Consider the following 14,941-nt stretch of genomic DNA (forward strand, 5'->3'; position numbering starts at 1 on the left):
GGACAGACGATGAAATACACCGCAGCCCATTGGGGCGCTTACCGGATCGAGGGCGACGCGCTGCGCCCGCTCGACGATGACCCCCGGCCATCGCGCATCGGCCGGGGCTGGCTTTCGGCCGCGCGCGACCCGGCCAGCCGCGTGCTTGCGCCGATGGTGCGGGAGGGCTGGCTTGACGGTGATGGCGGTCGGGGGCGCGGCTATGACAGCTATCGCGAGATGACATGGGATGAGGCCACCGCGCTTGTCGCGCGCGAGATCCGCGGCGTCTCCCGCGCACATGGCAATCAGGCGATTTATGCCGGCTCCTACGGTTGGGCCAGCGCCGGGCGGTTCCACCATGCACAAAGCCAGATGCGGCGGTTTCTCAACCTTGTGGGCGGGTTCACCGCCTCGCATGAGACCTATTCCCATGCCGCCGCCGAGGTGATCTTTCCGCATGTGCTGGGCCTCAGCAACCGCGGCATGTTCGACGCCATGACCAGCCTCAGCCTTGTCGCCAGGCACGCCGATCTGCTGCTGGCCGTCGGCGGGATTTCAGAGCGCACCGCACAGGTCGCCTCGTCCGGCGTCACCCGGCACGATATGGCCGGGCCGCTGGTGCAGATGCAGGCGCGGGGCGGGCGGATCGTCAATGTCTCGCCGCGCGGCAGTGACCAGCCGGGGGCAGAATGGCTGTCGATCCGGCCGGGCACCGATGCGGCGCTGCTGCTGGCGCTGTCGCATGAGGTGGTGGCTGCGGGCCGGGCCGACGAGGCGTTTCTGAGCACCCGCACCAGCGGCTGGCCGGCGTGGCGCGCCTACCTGATGGGCGAGACCGAAGGACAGGCCAAGAGCGCGGCCTGGGCCGCGCCGCTCTGTGACATCCCCGCCGAGGATATTCGCGCGCTGGCGCAGTCCCTGACCGAAAGCCGCAGCATGATCGCGGTGAACTGGGGGCTGCAGCGGGCCGACCATGGCGAACAGGTGATCTGGGCGGCGCTGGGGCTGGCCTGCATCCTGGGCCAGATCGGCCAGCCGGGCACCGGGTTCGGCTTTGGCTACGGCTCGACCACGCCGGTGGGCCGCCCGATGCGCTGGATCGGCTGGCCTTCGGTGAGCCAGGGGCAGAACCCGGTGACAGAGGCCATTCCGGTGGCCCGTATCGCCGACATGCTGCTCAACCCGGGCGGCAGCTATCGCTTTAACGGCGCGGAGCGGGCCTATCCGGATATCCGGCTGATTTACTGGTGCGGTGGCAACCCGTTTCACCACCATCAGGATCTCAACCGGCTGGAACAGGCCTGGACGCGGCCCGAGACGGTCATCGTGCAGGACCACAGCTGGACCGCCACCGCGCGGCGGGCCGATATCGTGCTGCCGGCAACGACGCCCTTCGAGCGCGACGACCTGATGATCAACCGTCGCGACCCCGCGCTACTCTACATGTCAAAGATGCAGGAGCCGATGGGCCAGGCGCGCGACGATCACGAGATCTTTCGCATGATCGCGCGGCATTTCGGGGTGGAAGAGGCGTTTACTGAGGGGCGCGATGCCGACGGGTGGCTGCGCCACCTCTGGGCGCGGGCGCAGGGGGTGGCGCAGGAGGCGGGCTTTGCCCTGCCGGAGTTCGACGCCTTCCGCGAGGAGGGGCGGGTCGACGTGCCTGACGCCTTTGAGGAAAAGGTGGCGCTGGAACGCTTCGTCGCCGACCCCGAAGCGCATCCGCTGGCCACTGAGAGCGGGAGGATCACGCTGAGCAACCAAGCGATCGCGGGCTTCGGGCTGGAAGATTGCCCAGGTCACCCGAGCTGGCTGATGCCGGCGGAAACGCTGCTTGATGCGGCGGAGGATGAGCTGCACCTGATCTCGGGCCAGCCCGACACCCGGCTGCATTCGCAGAACGACCGCGGCAGCGAGGCGCAGGGCGACAAGATCGACGGCCGCGAACCGGCCTGTCTGCATCCCGAGACGGCGGCGGACCGGGGGCTCGCCGCGGGCGATATCCTGCGGCTGTTCAATACGCGGGGCGCCTGCCTGGCCGGGCTGCGGCTCGATCCGCTGATGCGGCGCGACTGTGTGGCGCTGGCCACCGGCGCGTGGTTCGATCCGCAGATCGTGAATGGCGAGCGGCTCGAGGTGCACGGCAACCCCAACGTGCTGACGCTCGACAAGGGATGCTCGGGGCTGAGTCAGGGCAATATCGCCCATACCGCGCTGGTCCGGGTCGAGAAATGGACCGGCCCGCTGCCGGCGCTGAGCGTCGACCGGCCGCCGAAGATCACCGGAACCGCGACATGACGGAGGCGACGATGGGCACGCTCTGGCTGGGACTGGACGTCGGCACAACCGCGGTCAAGGCCGCCGCGTATACGCCCGAAGGACGACAGGTGGCACTGGCCGAGGCGCCGAGCCGGGTGCGCCAGGTGGCCGGCGGCGGCAGCGAACAGGACATGGAGCAGGTCTGGCAGACCGTGGTTGCGGTCTTGGCCGAGCTGGCCGGCCGCTGCGACGGTGCGGCATTCGCGGCGCTGGGGATTGCGGCGCAGGGCGACGGGCTCTGGTGCGTGACCGAAGCGGGCGACCCGGCCGGCCCTGCGATGCTGTGGAACGACACGCGGACGGCCGACGATCTGGCGACGCTCGAGGCCTCGGGCGCGACCGGGGTGATCGGTCGGGGCTGCAACACCTCGCTGTGGTCGGGCACCTCGGGCATGCTCTGGCGCTGGCTGCGGGAACACCGACCCGAGATGGCGGCGCAGACCGCGCATGTGATGACCTGCGTCGACTGGATCGGGCTGAAGCTCACCGGGGCGCTTGGGACCGACTATTCCGACGCGACGATCCCGTTTCTCGACATCGCCAGCCGCAGCTATGCGCCGGCGCAGATTGCCGCGCTGGGGTGCGAGGACCTGGCCGACAAGCTGATCGCGCCGCGCCCGGCCGACAGCGTGCTGGGGCAGGTGACGGCTGCGGCGGCGCAGGCCACGGGGCTGCCTGCGGGGCTGACGGTCTCGGTTGGCACGCTCGACCTCTCGGCGATGATCACCGGCATGGGGCTGGCGAACGCCGGCGAGACGATGATGATCATGGGCACCACCGCCGTGGTCAACATCCTGACCGACCAGATCACGCCAACGGATGCGCCGGTGGGTGCGAGTTGCCTGCATCCCACCGCGCCGGTCACCATCCGCGTGCTTGCTCCCACCACCGGCGCCGCCGCCTTTGACTGGTTCGCGGCGCTGCATCCGAAAAGCCTTGGCGGCGCCTCGGCCGGAGAGGTTGCGGCGCGCATGAATGCGCTGGTCGAGACCGTACCGCCGGGGGCCAATGGCGTGACCTTCCTGCCCTATCTCAACGGCGAACGCGCGCCCTTTGTGGCGCCCAACCTGCGCGGTGCCTTTCACGGCCTGTCCTCGACCACCTCGACCGGCGACATGGGCCGGGCGGTGATGGAGGGCGCGGCGCTGAGTCTGCGGCATTGTTTCGAGGAAGAGACCGGCCTGCCGACCGCGCCGGTGCAGCTGACCGGCGGCGGCTCGAAGAACCCGGTCTGGTGCCAGATCATCGCCGATGTCATGGGCCAGCCGGTGCTGGTCAGCGCGGCCTCGGATCACGGGCTCTGGGGCGCGGCCTGCCTCGGCGCTGCGGCCGCCGGGCTGGGAGAGGCGGTGGCGCTCGCCGCCCGGGACGAGGATTTGCAGAGCTACACACCCAAAGATCACGCGGCCTATGGGCCGGTTTACGCCAGATACGCCCTGATTTCGCGCCATCACCGCGCCTTGCAGGCGGATCTCAATACCTTGCGGGAGACCACGACATGACCAACATGATGACCACCGCCGTGCAATATGCCATCGACGACATCCGCATCGAGGACCGCCCGGTGCCAGAGATCGGCCCCGGTGAGCTGCTGCTCAAGACCCTGGCCTGCGGGCTTTGCGGTGGCGAGACCATGGCCTGGTACAAGACCGAGCCCAAGGTGCTGGGCCACGAGCCGGTGGGCGAGGTGGTCGAGGTGGGTGCCGGCGTGACCGACTACAAGATCGGCGACCGGCTGTTCGTCAACCACCACGTGGGCCGGGTCGATTCCCATCTGTCGCGGCGTGGCCATTTCACCCGCGATCCGTTCTACAAGTCGATGAAGCTCGATCCCGGCGGGGTCTGCGACTATTACCGCGTCACCGCGCAACATCTGGCGATGGACGCCCACAAGCTGCCTGACAGCATCTCGACCGAAGCCGCCGTCACCATCGAGCCCTGGTCCTGCGTGCTGTCTGGTCTGAAGGTCTGCAACATCCAGCCGGGCGACACCGTCGCGGTGGTCGGCGCGGGCTTCATGGGGCAGGGCTTTGTCCACATGGCGCCGCTCTTTGGTGCCGGCAAGGTGGTGGCGCTCGACTTCTCGGACTGGCGCCTCGAGAAGGCGCGCGCATTCGGCGCGACCCATACCATCAACCCGAAAACCGAAGACGCGGTGACGGCGATGCGCGCGCTCAACAACGGCCGGCTGGCCGATACGGTGATCGTGATCGCGCCTTTTGCGCCGGCGTGGGAGCAGGCGCTGGCGCTGACCGAGGTGGGCGGCTGCCTGCACCTCGGCGCGCCGATGCCGCCGGGCGAGACCTGGGCGCGCGACGGCAATGCCGCCTATTTCGACCAGATCACCGTGACCTCGCGCTATTCCTCGGATCATACCGACACCTACAGCTATATCCGCCTGCTCGAAGCCGGCCGGATCAAGGCGGAGGAGGCGATCTCGCACCGGTTCGACATGGCCGATACGCCAGAGGCCTTCCGGATGCTGGTCGAGGCCGAGAAGAGCCTGAAGATCGTCGTCTATCCACATGGAATTCCGAATGAAAAGCAGGAGGCGGCGTGATGCTTGAGGCGCTGAGGCGAGAGGTCTGCGAGCAGAACCACGAACTGCCGCGCAACGGTCTGGTGACAGGCTCCGGCGGCAATGTCTCGGGGCGCGATCCCGAGACCGGGCTGGTGGTGATCAAGCCGTCGGGGGTGAAGTTCGCCAAGCTGACGGCTGAGACCATGGTGGTGGTCGATCTCGATGGCACCGTCGTCGAGGGCGAGATGAAACCCTCGGTCGACACCGGCATTCACCTGTATGTCTATCGGCACCGGCCCGACGTGATGGGCATGTGCCACACGCATTCGCCCTATGCCACGAGCTTTGCCGCCCGCGGCGAGCGCATCCCGGCGGTGCTGACCCCGATCACCCATATGCTGGGCCGCGACGTGCCCTGTTCGCGCTATGCGACGCCCGGCGAGGTCGACACCGGCCAGGCCATTCTCGAGGCGGCGGAGGGCGGCAAGGCGGCGCTGGTCAAGGCGCATGGGGTCTTTACCATGGGCAAATCGGCCACCGAGGCGACCTCGATCGCGATGTACCTCGAGGAAGCGGCGATGACGACGCATCTTGCCATGACCCGCGGACCGGTCGAAGATTTGCCGCAGGACGAGATCGACCGCTGCTATGCCTGGTTCCGCCAGAACTATGGCCAAGCCGGGGCAAAGAAGGTAAACGCTTGAGAATGCACAAACCCGGTGAAAAGGAAGCGCTTCTGTCGAACGTGGCGCTGCTCTATTATGGCGAGGGGCTGACCCAGGGCGAGATCGCCAAGCGGATGAAGGTCAGCCGTGCCACCATCGTCAACATGCTGCGCGAAAGCCGCGACCTGGGCGTCGTGGAGATCCGCGTTGACGGCCAGTTTCTCACCGGGTCGAGCCTCGCGCGCGAGGTGCGGGAAAAATACGGGCTGGCGGATGTCTACGTGGCGCAGCCTTCCTCAGACGCGGTGACGCTGAGCCGCGAGGACAGCCTGCGCCAGCTGGCGCGGGTGGCGGCGATGGCGGTGCTTGACGTGGTGGAGCCCGGCGACCGCTGCGGCGTGGCCTGGGGCGAGACGATCATGGCGGTGGCCGATGCCATGCCGCGCAACGCGGTGGCCGATGTCGAGGTCTGCCAGCTGATCGGCTCGATGATTTCCGACCGCGTGCCGGCCTCGGAGAACTGCACCATCCAGATCGCCGGCAAGCTGGGCGCGGAGTGCTTTACCCTGCATGCGCCGGGGTTGATCTCTTCGCCCGAGCTGGCACGGCAGTTCCGGTCCGAGGCGACCATCCGGATGCAGCTTGAACGGTTGAAATCGCTCGACCTGGCGATCTATTCGGTGGGCAACATGCAGGCCGAGACGCATCTGGTGGCGGCCGGCATGACGTCCGAGGCGGCGCTGTCGCAGGCGGTGGCAGCGGGCGCGGCGGGGATCCTGTGCTGCCGGTATCTCTCGGCCGAGGGCGCGCAGATCGACCTGCCCCCGCATGACCGGCTGATCGCGGCCGAAGTGGCCGACCTGCGGGCGGCGCGCAAGAAGCTGCTGGTGGTCTGCGGCGTCGACCGGGCCGAGGCGACGCTGGCTTGCATCCGCGGTGACCTGGCGACGCATCTGGTGGTGGACAAGCCCCTGGCGCAGGCGTTGCTCGAGAGGTGACGGTGGGTTGCAAACCCACCCTACGGGCGGTGGCGCGAAGGCTGACCGGGGCCGCGGCATCGGGCCGAACAAAGCAGCGTCATGCCTTTACGACGCGCGGCGGGTTTTCTGCCAGCTCTCAACGCATATCCCACCCGGAAACGACGTTATTGTTCGCAAAATCAGATGCTTGGTCTGCCTTGGGGCTGTCCGGATGTTCGCCGGGGCGCCAAGCGGCCAGACGCGACGGGCGATGACAGCGCGCATGGGGCCGCTGGCATCGCCCTTGGAGAGACTTACGCCGGCACCGCGTCTTTCAGCCCCAGCCGCGCGTATTGCTCGGGCGGGCAGCCCTCGTCCTCCATCAGCGCGCGCACCAGGTCGAGCATCCTTGCGCGCTCATCCGGCGCGGCGTCCCAGAGATTGCGGGTCTGTGCGGGGTCTTCGGCGCGGTTGAACAGGAACTCCGTCTCGGTGCGCGGATCGATCGAGATCGGCGTCTTCCACATCGGCAGGTCGACCGAGGGGTCGAAAAAGCCGGTGTCCACCGGCTTGTTCGGCGCCTTCGCCAGCCGGCCATCAACCGGGTTGTCGACGATCAGCGGCCGGAAGATCGCGGTGGAATAGAGGTAGAGCGGCTGATCGGGATCGGGCGCCTTCATCACCGTCCAGGTGCCGTCAGTGGCGCAGATGCCCTGGCCGAAGGTGCCATAGAGCACGGCATCGCGCGGCGAAGGCGCATCCGCGACGATCATCGGCAGGAGCGAGCGGCTGTGGCGGTTGGCCTTTGTCACCTCGACGCCTGCGGCCTCGATGATCGTGGCGAAGAGGTCCACGGTCTGGGTCAGCCCCGAGACCCGCTTGCCATTGCCGGGGTTGGCCGGATGCCAGACCATCAGCGGGATATTGGCGTGGCTGTCGAAATGCGGGTGCTGCTTGCCGAAGGCGCGGCGCTCGCCCATGTCGTGGCCATGGTCGGTAGTGAGGATGACCATCGTGTCGTCCCACAGGTCCTGTTCGTCGAGCTTGTCGAGCAGGGTACCGAACCACCTGTCCATCATGGTGACCTTGCCCATGAACTGCGAGCGCAGGAACTTGAGCTCGTCGGGCGTCGTCTGGTCCATGAAATTCTCGAGATCGGCATAGACCTGATAGGGTGGCCAGACGTTGAACTCGCTCTTGCTCGCGCCCTCGGCATACATGCTCTCGTAGGGTTCGGGGATATGGAACGGCTCGTGCACGTCGAAGGTCTCGACATGCAGAAAGAAATCGCCCTTGTCGGCGTTGCGGTCGAGCCAGTCGCAGGCGCTGCCGAAGGTCTTGGCCGAGAAGTAATCCTCCTCGCCGTCGAACTCCTTGGTATTGGCGTAGTACTGGCCGATGTGTTCCGGCGCGCGGAACTTCTCGACGTTCCTGACCCAGGCGGGTTTCTCTTCCGTCGGGTCCTGCGCCTGCCAGCGGTCGACCTCGTAGCCGCGGATCATCTCGACGGTGTCATAGCTCTGCAGGTAGCCGTTCGCCTCTTCTTCCCAGTAATGGTAGTGATCGGTCACCACATGGGTGCGATGGCCGCCCTTGCGCACCTCGGCCGGCAGCCGCGGGTCAAACACCTCGAGCGAGCCCCAAGGCCGCCAGAGGAACTCCTTGCGGCCGGCAAGGATCTCGCGCCGGGCCGGCATGCAGGGCAGCGATCCCACGAAATGGTTGTCGAAGATCGCCGAACGCTTGGCGAACCGGTCGATGTTGGGCGTGTTGCAGGGGCTCTTCGGGTCATAGGCCCGCAGGCAGTTGCGCGTCAGGCTGTCGACCAGCACCAGAATGATATTCACGGGCAGCACCCCCCTCGAAGATTGATCCGAGGGCAGTATAGGCGGGCGAAACGCGCCTTACAAGTGTCAAAAAAATTGTCAGATGTAAATTTATGTGCCGTTACCCCGCGTCGAGCTTGACCACCTCTGACAGCCGGGCGGCGGCATCGGCGAGGTGCTCCTTCATCCGCGCATGGGCGGCCTCTGCGTCCTGCGCTTCGATCGCCTCGGCGATGGCGCGGTGCAGGGGCACGGATTTGCGGTTCAGCCGCTCGTCGGGGTTGGTCAGCCGGATCGACAGCATCAGCCCGGCAAAGATCGCGTTCTCCAGCGCCAGCAGGTAGCGGTTGTTGGTGGCGCGCAGCACGGCGATGTGAAAGCGCGCATCCGAGAGCACGTATTCGCTGTTCTCGCCGGCATGGGCCTCCATCTGGGCGACCGCGTCGCGGATCGCGGCCATCTGCGTCTCGCTGCGCCTTGTGGCGGCATGAAAGGCGGCGTCGGGCTCGATCGATTGCCGCAGCTCCATCAGGCTGATCAGCCGCTCGTCCTCGATGGTCAGCGACTGGTGCCACATCAGGACGTCGCGGTCGAGCATCTGCCAGTGACCGACGTCCTGCACCCGGGTGCCTATTCGCTGGCGCACCTCGAGCAGCCCCTTGGCGACCAGCATCTTGACCGCCTCGCGCACCGCCGTCCGGCTGACGCCGAATTCCTCGCAAAGTGCGTTCTCATCCGGCAGGAGCTGGCCGGGCTGCAGCTGGCCGTCGAGGATACGCTCGCCCAGCTTGCGCGAGATCTGCCCCGAGAGCGACCGCGACAGCGTGTTCGAGGTGGGGATCAGGACATCTGACTCTGAGGCGGGCACGGCATTACTCCTGTCTTTTCGTAATCATAATACCTTTCAAGCAGGACGCAACGGCCGAGTTTCACACCCCGGGGGCAGGATAGGCGCGTTGCCAGCACGGATCGTGAAACGCCCCCTCTGGCGGCGATTTCGCTTGCGGCACCGCCTTGTCGGCGTGGCCGGCGGCGAGACCCTGAAGCAGACTGGCGGTCAGCGCAAGGTCGAGCCGGGCGCGCACCTTCGGGTGGGCGTCGATGACGTTGTGCTGCTCGCTCGGGTCGCGCTCCAGATCGAAGAGCGCCTCGGTGCCGTTGCCGTAGCGCCCCAGTTTCCAGCCCGGCACGCGCAGCATGACGCCGCCGCTGGTGGCGCCGGCGATGGCGCGGTCGGGGTCCGGGTCGTCCAACGGCCGGCCCTGCGCCTGGGCGGCGGCGGGTAGACCGGCCCAGTCGAGAAAGCTGGGGAAGAGGTCGAGCAGCGAGGCCGGAGCGGTCTCGACCCGCGCCTCGGGCCGGCGGAAATCGGCAACGATCAGCGGCACCCGGACCGAAGGCTCGTGGAAGAACCCCTTGCCCATCAGCCCGAAGTCGCCAAGGTAATCGCCGTGGTCCGAGGCAAAGACGACGATGGTGTTGTCGAGCCGGCCGGTCTCTCTCAGGGTCTCGATCAGCAGGGCGACATCCTCATCCAGCCGCTCGACCGAGACCGCATAATGATGGCGGATGGCCCGGATCTGCGCCTCGGTCAGGGTCGAATAATCCAGATCGGCCCAGTCGCGTTTGTAGCTGGCCACATGCGCCGGCCTATGGGTTTCGCTCTCTTCCGTCGGCGGCAGGGCAGGCGGCATGGCCTGCGGGTCGACCCGGCCCAGCGCCCGGGCGGGCGGATCGTAAGTGCAATGCGGGCCGGGAAAGCCCACCATCATCGCGAAGGGCTGATCGCCTTTCAGACCCCTCAGGTGGTCGGCGGCGCGATGGGCGACCCAGCGGTCGGGCTGCAGGTGATCGGGCAGCGGGTTGGTGGCGGCGCCCTTGGTCTCACTATAGCCGGGCATCTCCTTGCCGTGCCGCTTGGTTTGGCCCTCGGCGGCCAGCGCGTGGTGATAGTCGTCGCGCACATGCAGATGGCGCTTGTCCTCGGCGATGATGCGGGTCTGAAAGCCTTCGGCGAGGTCCCAGGGGTAGAAATGCATCTTGCCCACCGCGGCGGTGCGATAGCCCGACGCGGCCGGCAGCTCGGGCCAGGTGAAAACCCCCATCTGGCGCCGGTCGGGGCGCAGCCAGCAGAGGTTGTGGAGGATGCCGGTGGCATGGGCGTGCTGGCCGGTCAGCATCGAGGCGCGGGCCGGCACGCAGATCGGCGAGGGCGAAATCGCGGTCTGCCAGCGCGTGCCATGGGCGGCGAGCGCGTCAATCGCCGGGGTGTTGAGGAAATCGGCACCGTAGCAGCCTAGGAAATCAGGGCGCAGCTGGTCGGGCAACAAAAAGAGGATATTGGGGCGGTCGGTCATCGTGTCTCCTGTGGGGTTGGGCGGGTGCTGCGCATCTGGACGATCCCGGCGCAGAGGATCAGCACGATGCCGGCGGCGCCGGCCCGGTCCGGCAGATAGCCCCAGAGCGCGGCGTCGAAGGCCAGCGACCAGAGCACGCTGGTGTAGCGCAGCGGTGAGATGCGGCTGAGCGGCGCGCGGCGTAGCGCGGCGATGATCAGCACGTTGGCGCCGACGAAGCCCAGCGCTGCCAGCGCGATCAGGTAGAGGTCGGGGGCGGTGGGCCAGACCCAGCCGCCCTCCGACGGCAGCGCCGCCGCGATCGCGCCGACCAGCGCCAGCGAGACCAGCGCGATGCGGAAGGTATCGGTCTGCGGCGGCAGCAGCCGGGTGGTGACGTCGCGCAGCGCATAGGCCAGGGTCGAGACCAGCGCCAGCCCGACGCCGAGGGCCGAGAACTCGAGCCCCGGCTGCAGGATCAGCAGCGTGCCGCCGCAGGCCAGCACAAGCGCCAGCCAGTTGCCGGCGGTCAGCCGCTCCTTCAGCACCAGCCCCGAGAGGATCACCGCGATCACCGGCAGGGTGGCGTGAATGCTGGCCAGAAGCGACAGCGGGATCTCGAAGATCGCCAGCGAGAAGGTCAGCGCCGCCAGCGCATCGAGCCCGGCGCGGGCCAGCCCGCGCGGCCCGATCAGCCGCGACGCGCCGTGGCGCCGGACCCATGTGATTGCGGCGATCAACGCAAAGGCCAGCGCCGAGCGCAGCGCAATGGCCTGTCCGCCGGGCATCTGGTCGAGCGCTTTCAGCGCCACGCCGGCCGCGACGCCGGAAAACAGCGCGATCAGCGCCAGCACCGCGCCGCTGTCGAACAGGCTCAGGCGGCGCATGTCTGGGTGACCTCGACGAGGTTGCCGGCCGGATCCTCGAAAAAGGTCCAGAGCACGCCCGAGGCCCCGACCCGCGGCGGATGCAGCGGCGCGATGCCCTGCGCCGCCAGATGGGCAAGCACCGCCGCGATATCCCGGGTGTGCAGCCCGAAGTGACCGGCGGCGGGGGCGGTGGTGCAGGCCAGCAGCTCGACGAACTGGCCGTCGCGCTGCATCTGCTGCAACGCGATTGTGCCATCGTCTGCGTGCCGGACGAACCCGGGCGCAAAGCCGAAGGCTTCGTAGAAGGCCATGCTGCGCGCGGGCTCCGGCGCGGCAAGGGCGACGTGGTTGAGGCGCAGCGCCGGTGCGGCGCTCATGCTGCCAGCCGCTCGGGCCAGAGGCTGCGGGCGGCGCGGGTCAGGCCGGCCAGCGTGGCGGCCTCGGCGTCGACATGGGTCATCCGGCGGCCGAAATGCGCCAGCGCCGCGGCATAGCGCTCGGTCAGCACGCCGCTGGCCAGCAGCAGCACCGGGCCGTCATCGCCTTGAGCCGCGCATTCCGCGCCGATCAGCACGCCCGAGAGATAGGAGGCGACCTCTTCCGGTGCCAGCCCACCGGTCAGCACCCCGGCGCGGCCGGCAAAGACCGCATGCGACAAGGGCAGCGTCGCGCCGCGATCGAGCCCGCGGCGGAAGGCCGCGTCATCGTGGCTGTCGCCCTGCGCCAGCGCCCCCACGAGGCTCTGGGTCAGCAAGAGCTGGTAGAGCTCGCCCGAGACGAAGGTGCTGAACCCGGTCAGCGCGCCTCCCGAGAGTTCGGCCCATTTGCAATGGGTGCCGGGGATGCAGATCGTCGCCGTCTGCTGCCCGGTCAACAGCGCCGCGCCGAGAATCTGAACCTCCTCGCCGCGCATCACGTCGCTCTCCATGCAGGCGCCGGGCAGAATCACCGCCGGGTGGGTGTCGATGGCAAAGCGCAGCGCATGGGCCGCCAGATCGTTGAACCGCGCGGGGCAGGGGACATAGGGGGCCTCGTGCCATCCCGCCCGTGCGCCGACCATCCCCTGCATCAGGATCGGGGTGGTCGGATCGGCGTTCATCCAGGTACCACAATGGGCGCGGATCACCGCGTCAAAGCCCCGGTTTTCCACCGATTTCAGCCCGTCGGGCCCGTTTGTCGCCGCCAGTACCGTGCCCTCCGCGTCGACCGCCCAGGCGCGGAACGACGAGCTGCCCCAATCCACCGCGATGAAAGATGTCTGTGTCATGGCCCTGCCACTCCTGTTGCGAAAACTCGTTGACAGGTTACGCAGGCCGCATCTATGTTTCAACTATGAAACGTCAGTTACAAATAGTGAGACTCAACAAATGATAGCTGCGCTGAGAGGTGTTCTCCCCATCGTGCCGACCCCGTTCACCCCGGAGGACGCGGTTGACGAGGTCTCGCTGAAGAAAGTCGCGACCCATGCGATCGAGGCGGGCGCCGCGGCGCTGGTCTTTCCCGGGGTGGCGAGCGAGGATCTCTACCTCTCGTCCAAAGAGCGCCGCAGTGCGCTGTCGCTGGTCGCCGGTGTCGCCAAGGGCCGGCTGCCGGTGATTGCCGGGGTGAACTCGGCCGACCCGGCCGAGATGGTCGAGATCACCCGCATGGCCGTCGAGGCCGGCGCCGATGGCATCATGGCGATGGCGGTGCCGGCGATGGACGGCGCCTGCGGCACGTGGTTCGGCCGGATCGGCGCAGCGCTTGGCGAGGACCGGCCGATCATCCTGCAGAACCTGTTCAAGCCGCGCGGCGCCGACCTCTCGGCCGAGGAGATGCTGGCGCTGGCCGCCGAGGTGCCGGCGATCCGCTACGTCAAGGAAGAGGGCATCCCCTCCGGTCCCAAGGTCTCGCGGCTGGTGGCGGGCTGCGGTGCCGATCTTGACGGGGTGATCGGCGGCGGTGGCGCGCGCTACCTGCTGGAAGAGCTGGACCGCGGCGCGATTGCCACCATGCCGGCGATCGAACTGCTCGACCTGCATGTCGCGCTCTACCGGGCCTATGCGGCACATGACCGGGCCGAGGCGCTGCGGCTCTATGAGCGCAGCCTGCCGCTGTTGCTGATCCAGGCGCCCTACCGGATGCGGCTGACCAAGCTGATCCTGAAACACCGCGGGCTGATCGCCTGCGACGCCGTGCGCGAACCGCTGCCGGAGATGGACGCCGAGCTGAGCGAGCTGGTGCTCGAGCTCTACGAGCGCGCCAGCCTGACGCGGGAGCTGGCCGATGCATAAGCGCATAGAGAAGATCGAGGTCTTTACCTTCGAGCGGTCGCGCAACACCACCTATCTGGGGGATCTCGGCGATGGCGAGTTTGCCCTCGGCGACAGCCACGTGGTGCGGCGCTTCAACGGCACGGTCTATCCGCGCTTCGACCGTTCGGTGGTGCTGCGGCTGACCGATGCCGACGGCGCCACCGGCTGGGGCGAGACCTATGGGCTGGTCGCGCCGAAGGCGGTGGCGGCGCTGATCGAGGACCTGCTCGGCCCCTACCTGATGATGCTCGACCCGGGCCGGCCTGACGCCACCTGGGACGCGCTTTACGAATTGCAGCGGGTGCGCGGCTATTGGGGCGGCTACCTGGCCGATGCCCTGGCAGCGCTCGACATTGCGCTCTGGGATCTCTTTGCGCGCAGCCGGGGCGAGAGCCTGCAGGCGGCGCTTGGCCGGCCCGGGGTAGGCGCTCTCCCCGCCTATGTCTCGGGTCTGCCGGGCGCGTCGAAAGCGGCGCGGCTGGAGCTGGCGCAGAGCTGGCAGGCGCGCGGTTTCGACAAGGTGAAGATCCCCGTCAGCCACAGCGACGACGGCGATATAGCAGGTGAGTTCGACAGCCTGCGCCGCGGGCTGGGCGCGGATCAGAAGATCGCGGTCGATGTGCATTGGACCTGCAGCGCCGAGGCCGCGATCGCCATGGCGGGCAGCCTCGCGCCCTATGATCCGTGGTTTTTCGAGGCGCCGGTGGCGTCCGAGGATATCGCGGCGCAGCATGCGGTGGGCCGGGCTATCGCCTGCCCGCTGGCGCTGGGGGAAGAATGGCGCACCGAGTGGGATTACCGGCCGCGCGCCGGCGCCGCAGCCATCGTGCAGCCCGAGATGGGCCATACCGGGGTGACGCAGTTCATCCGCATCGCCGAACGCGCCCGCACCGACGGCGCGCAGATCATCCCGCATGCCACCATCGGGCTCGGCCTTTTTGCCAATGCCAGCCTGCGCGCCGCACTGGCCGCCGGCGCCGAGGCGCATGAGTTCCAGCACACCATCTATCCCGAGAATGCCGCCCTGCTCGAGGGCGCGGCGTCCTGCGAGGCCGGGGCGTTTCACATCCCCGACAGCCCCGGCCACGGCACCATCCCGAACGAGGACGCGATGGCGCATCTCAAACCCCTGCTGACACTGTAATCAAAGACCAACGAGGAGGAGACCCG

Annotated in this window: 13 protein-coding genes; 7 read left to right on the plus strand and 6 right to left on the minus strand. The window is 68.0% G+C overall.

Going from position 1 to position 14,941, the window contains the following annotated elements:
• Positions 1–9: 9 nt before the first annotated feature.
• From VOI27_RS06540 to VOI27_RS06560, 5 genes are read left to right on the plus strand one after another with little or no spacing between them, the layout of a single operon-like run.
• Positions 10–2,280: a molybdopterin-dependent oxidoreductase gene (locus tag VOI27_RS06540; RefSeq protein ID WP_323764513.1), complete on the plus strand. Its 2,271-nt coding sequence runs from the start codon at positions 10–12 to the stop codon at positions 2,278–2,280.
• A complete protein-coding gene (locus VOI27_RS06545) occupies positions 2,277–3,803 on the plus strand; it encodes an FGGY-family carbohydrate kinase (RefSeq protein WP_323764514.1) in 1,527 nt (508 codons plus the stop codon). Before VOI27_RS06540 ends, VOI27_RS06545 begins: the two co-directional genes overlap by 4 nt.
• A complete protein-coding gene (locus VOI27_RS06550; protein ID WP_323764515.1) occupies positions 3,800–4,861 on the plus strand; it encodes a zinc-binding dehydrogenase in 1,062 nt (353 codons plus the stop codon). The genes VOI27_RS06545 and VOI27_RS06550 overlap by 4 nt, the downstream gene beginning before the upstream one ends.
• Positions 4,861–5,526 carry a class II aldolase/adducin family protein gene (locus tag VOI27_RS06555; RefSeq protein ID WP_323764516.1) on the plus strand — a complete coding sequence of 222 codons (666 nt, stop codon included), beginning with the start codon at positions 4,861–4,863 and terminating at the stop codon, positions 5,524–5,526. The genes VOI27_RS06550 and VOI27_RS06555 overlap by 1 nt, the downstream gene beginning before the upstream one ends.
• Before the next feature lie 2 nt (positions 5,527–5,528).
• Positions 5,529–6,485 (plus strand): sugar-binding transcriptional regulator, encoded by a 957-nt coding sequence (locus VOI27_RS06560; protein ID WP_323764517.1) that lies wholly within the window; start codon positions 5,529–5,531, stop codon positions 6,483–6,485.
• A gap of 275 nt (positions 6,486–6,760) precedes the next feature.
• On the opposite strand, the gene VOI27_RS06565 is transcribed toward VOI27_RS06560, so the two are convergent.
• The 6 genes from VOI27_RS06565 to VOI27_RS06590 form a co-directional block, all read right to left on the minus strand.
• Positions 6,761–8,293, minus strand: a complete 1,533-nt coding sequence (locus VOI27_RS06565) for a sulfatase (RefSeq protein WP_323764518.1) — start codon at positions 8,291–8,293, stop codon at positions 6,761–6,763.
• 100 nt (positions 8,294–8,393) lie between these two features.
• Complete coding sequence (locus VOI27_RS06570; RefSeq protein WP_323764519.1) at positions 8,394–9,140, minus strand: FadR/GntR family transcriptional regulator; 747 nt, start codon at positions 9,138–9,140, stop codon at positions 8,394–8,396.
• Between the two features lie 61 nt (positions 9,141–9,201).
• Positions 9,202–10,629 (minus strand): sulfatase, encoded by a 1,428-nt coding sequence (locus VOI27_RS06575; RefSeq protein ID WP_323764520.1) that lies wholly within the window; start codon positions 10,627–10,629, stop codon positions 9,202–9,204.
• Positions 10,626–11,495: a DMT family transporter gene (locus tag VOI27_RS06580; protein WP_323764521.1), complete on the minus strand. Its 870-nt coding sequence runs from the start codon at positions 11,493–11,495 to the stop codon at positions 10,626–10,628. The genes VOI27_RS06575 and VOI27_RS06580 overlap by 4 nt, the downstream gene beginning before the upstream one ends.
• Positions 11,483–11,854 (minus strand): VOC family protein, encoded by a 372-nt coding sequence (locus tag VOI27_RS06585; protein WP_323764522.1) that lies wholly within the window; start codon positions 11,852–11,854, stop codon positions 11,483–11,485. Before VOI27_RS06585 ends, VOI27_RS06580 begins: the two co-directional genes overlap by 13 nt.
• Positions 11,851–12,744: a 2-dehydro-3-deoxygalactonokinase gene (locus VOI27_RS06590; protein ID WP_323764523.1), complete on the minus strand. Its 894-nt coding sequence runs from the start codon at positions 12,742–12,744 to the stop codon at positions 11,851–11,853. The genes VOI27_RS06585 and VOI27_RS06590 overlap by 4 nt, the downstream gene beginning before the upstream one ends.
• Before the next feature lie 100 nt (positions 12,745–12,844).
• Here VOI27_RS06590 and VOI27_RS06595 point away from each other — a divergent pair, with 100 nt between their 5' ends.
• A complete protein-coding gene (locus tag VOI27_RS06595; RefSeq protein ID WP_323764524.1) occupies positions 12,845–13,750 on the plus strand; it encodes a dihydrodipicolinate synthase family protein in 906 nt (301 codons plus the stop codon).
• Complete coding sequence (locus VOI27_RS06600; RefSeq protein WP_323764525.1) at positions 13,743–14,915, plus strand: enolase C-terminal domain-like protein; 1,173 nt, start codon at positions 13,743–13,745, stop codon at positions 14,913–14,915. The genes VOI27_RS06595 and VOI27_RS06600 overlap by 8 nt, the downstream gene beginning before the upstream one ends.
• The last annotated feature ends 26 nt before the right edge of the window (positions 14,916–14,941 follow it).

Origin of the sequence: Marinovum sp. (assembly GCF_034669705.1) — a bacterium.
Taxonomy (GTDB): Bacteria; Pseudomonadota; Alphaproteobacteria; order Rhodobacterales; family Rhodobacteraceae; genus Marinovum.

Bases quoted from the DNA above. Each gene is read 5' to 3' on its own strand.
- VOI27_RS06580 (WP_323764521.1), bottom strand. From the start codon at position 11,495: ATGCGCCGCCTGAGCCTGTTCGACAGCGGCGCGGTGCTGGCGCTGATC.
- VOI27_RS06540 (WP_323764513.1), top strand. From the start codon at position 10: ATGAAATACACCGCAGCCCATTGGGGCGCTTACCGGATCGAGGGCGAC.
- VOI27_RS06575 (WP_323764520.1), bottom strand. From the start codon at position 10,629: ATGACCGACCGCCCCAATATCCTCTTTTTGTTGCCCGACCAGCTGCGC.
- VOI27_RS06560 (WP_323764517.1), top strand. From the start codon at position 5,529: ATGCACAAACCCGGTGAAAAGGAAGCGCTTCTGTCGAACGTGGCGCTG.
- VOI27_RS06545 (WP_323764514.1), top strand. From the start codon at position 2,277: ATGACGGAGGCGACGATGGGCACGCTCTGGCTGGGACTGGACGTCGGC.
- VOI27_RS06600 (WP_323764525.1), top strand. From the start codon at position 13,743: ATGCATAAGCGCATAGAGAAGATCGAGGTCTTTACCTTCGAGCGGTCG.
- VOI27_RS06555 (WP_323764516.1), top strand. From the start codon at position 4,861: ATGCTTGAGGCGCTGAGGCGAGAGGTCTGCGAGCAGAACCACGAACTG.
- VOI27_RS06585 (WP_323764522.1), bottom strand. From the start codon at position 11,854: ATGAGCGCCGCACCGGCGCTGCGCCTCAACCACGTCGCCCTTGCCGCG.
- VOI27_RS06590 (WP_323764523.1), bottom strand. From the start codon at position 12,744: ATGACACAGACATCTTTCATCGCGGTGGATTGGGGCAGCTCGTCGTTC.
- VOI27_RS06550 (WP_323764515.1), top strand. From the start codon at position 3,800: ATGACCAACATGATGACCACCGCCGTGCAATATGCCATCGACGACATC.
- VOI27_RS06595 (WP_323764524.1), top strand. From the start codon at position 12,845: ATGATAGCTGCGCTGAGAGGTGTTCTCCCCATCGTGCCGACCCCGTTC.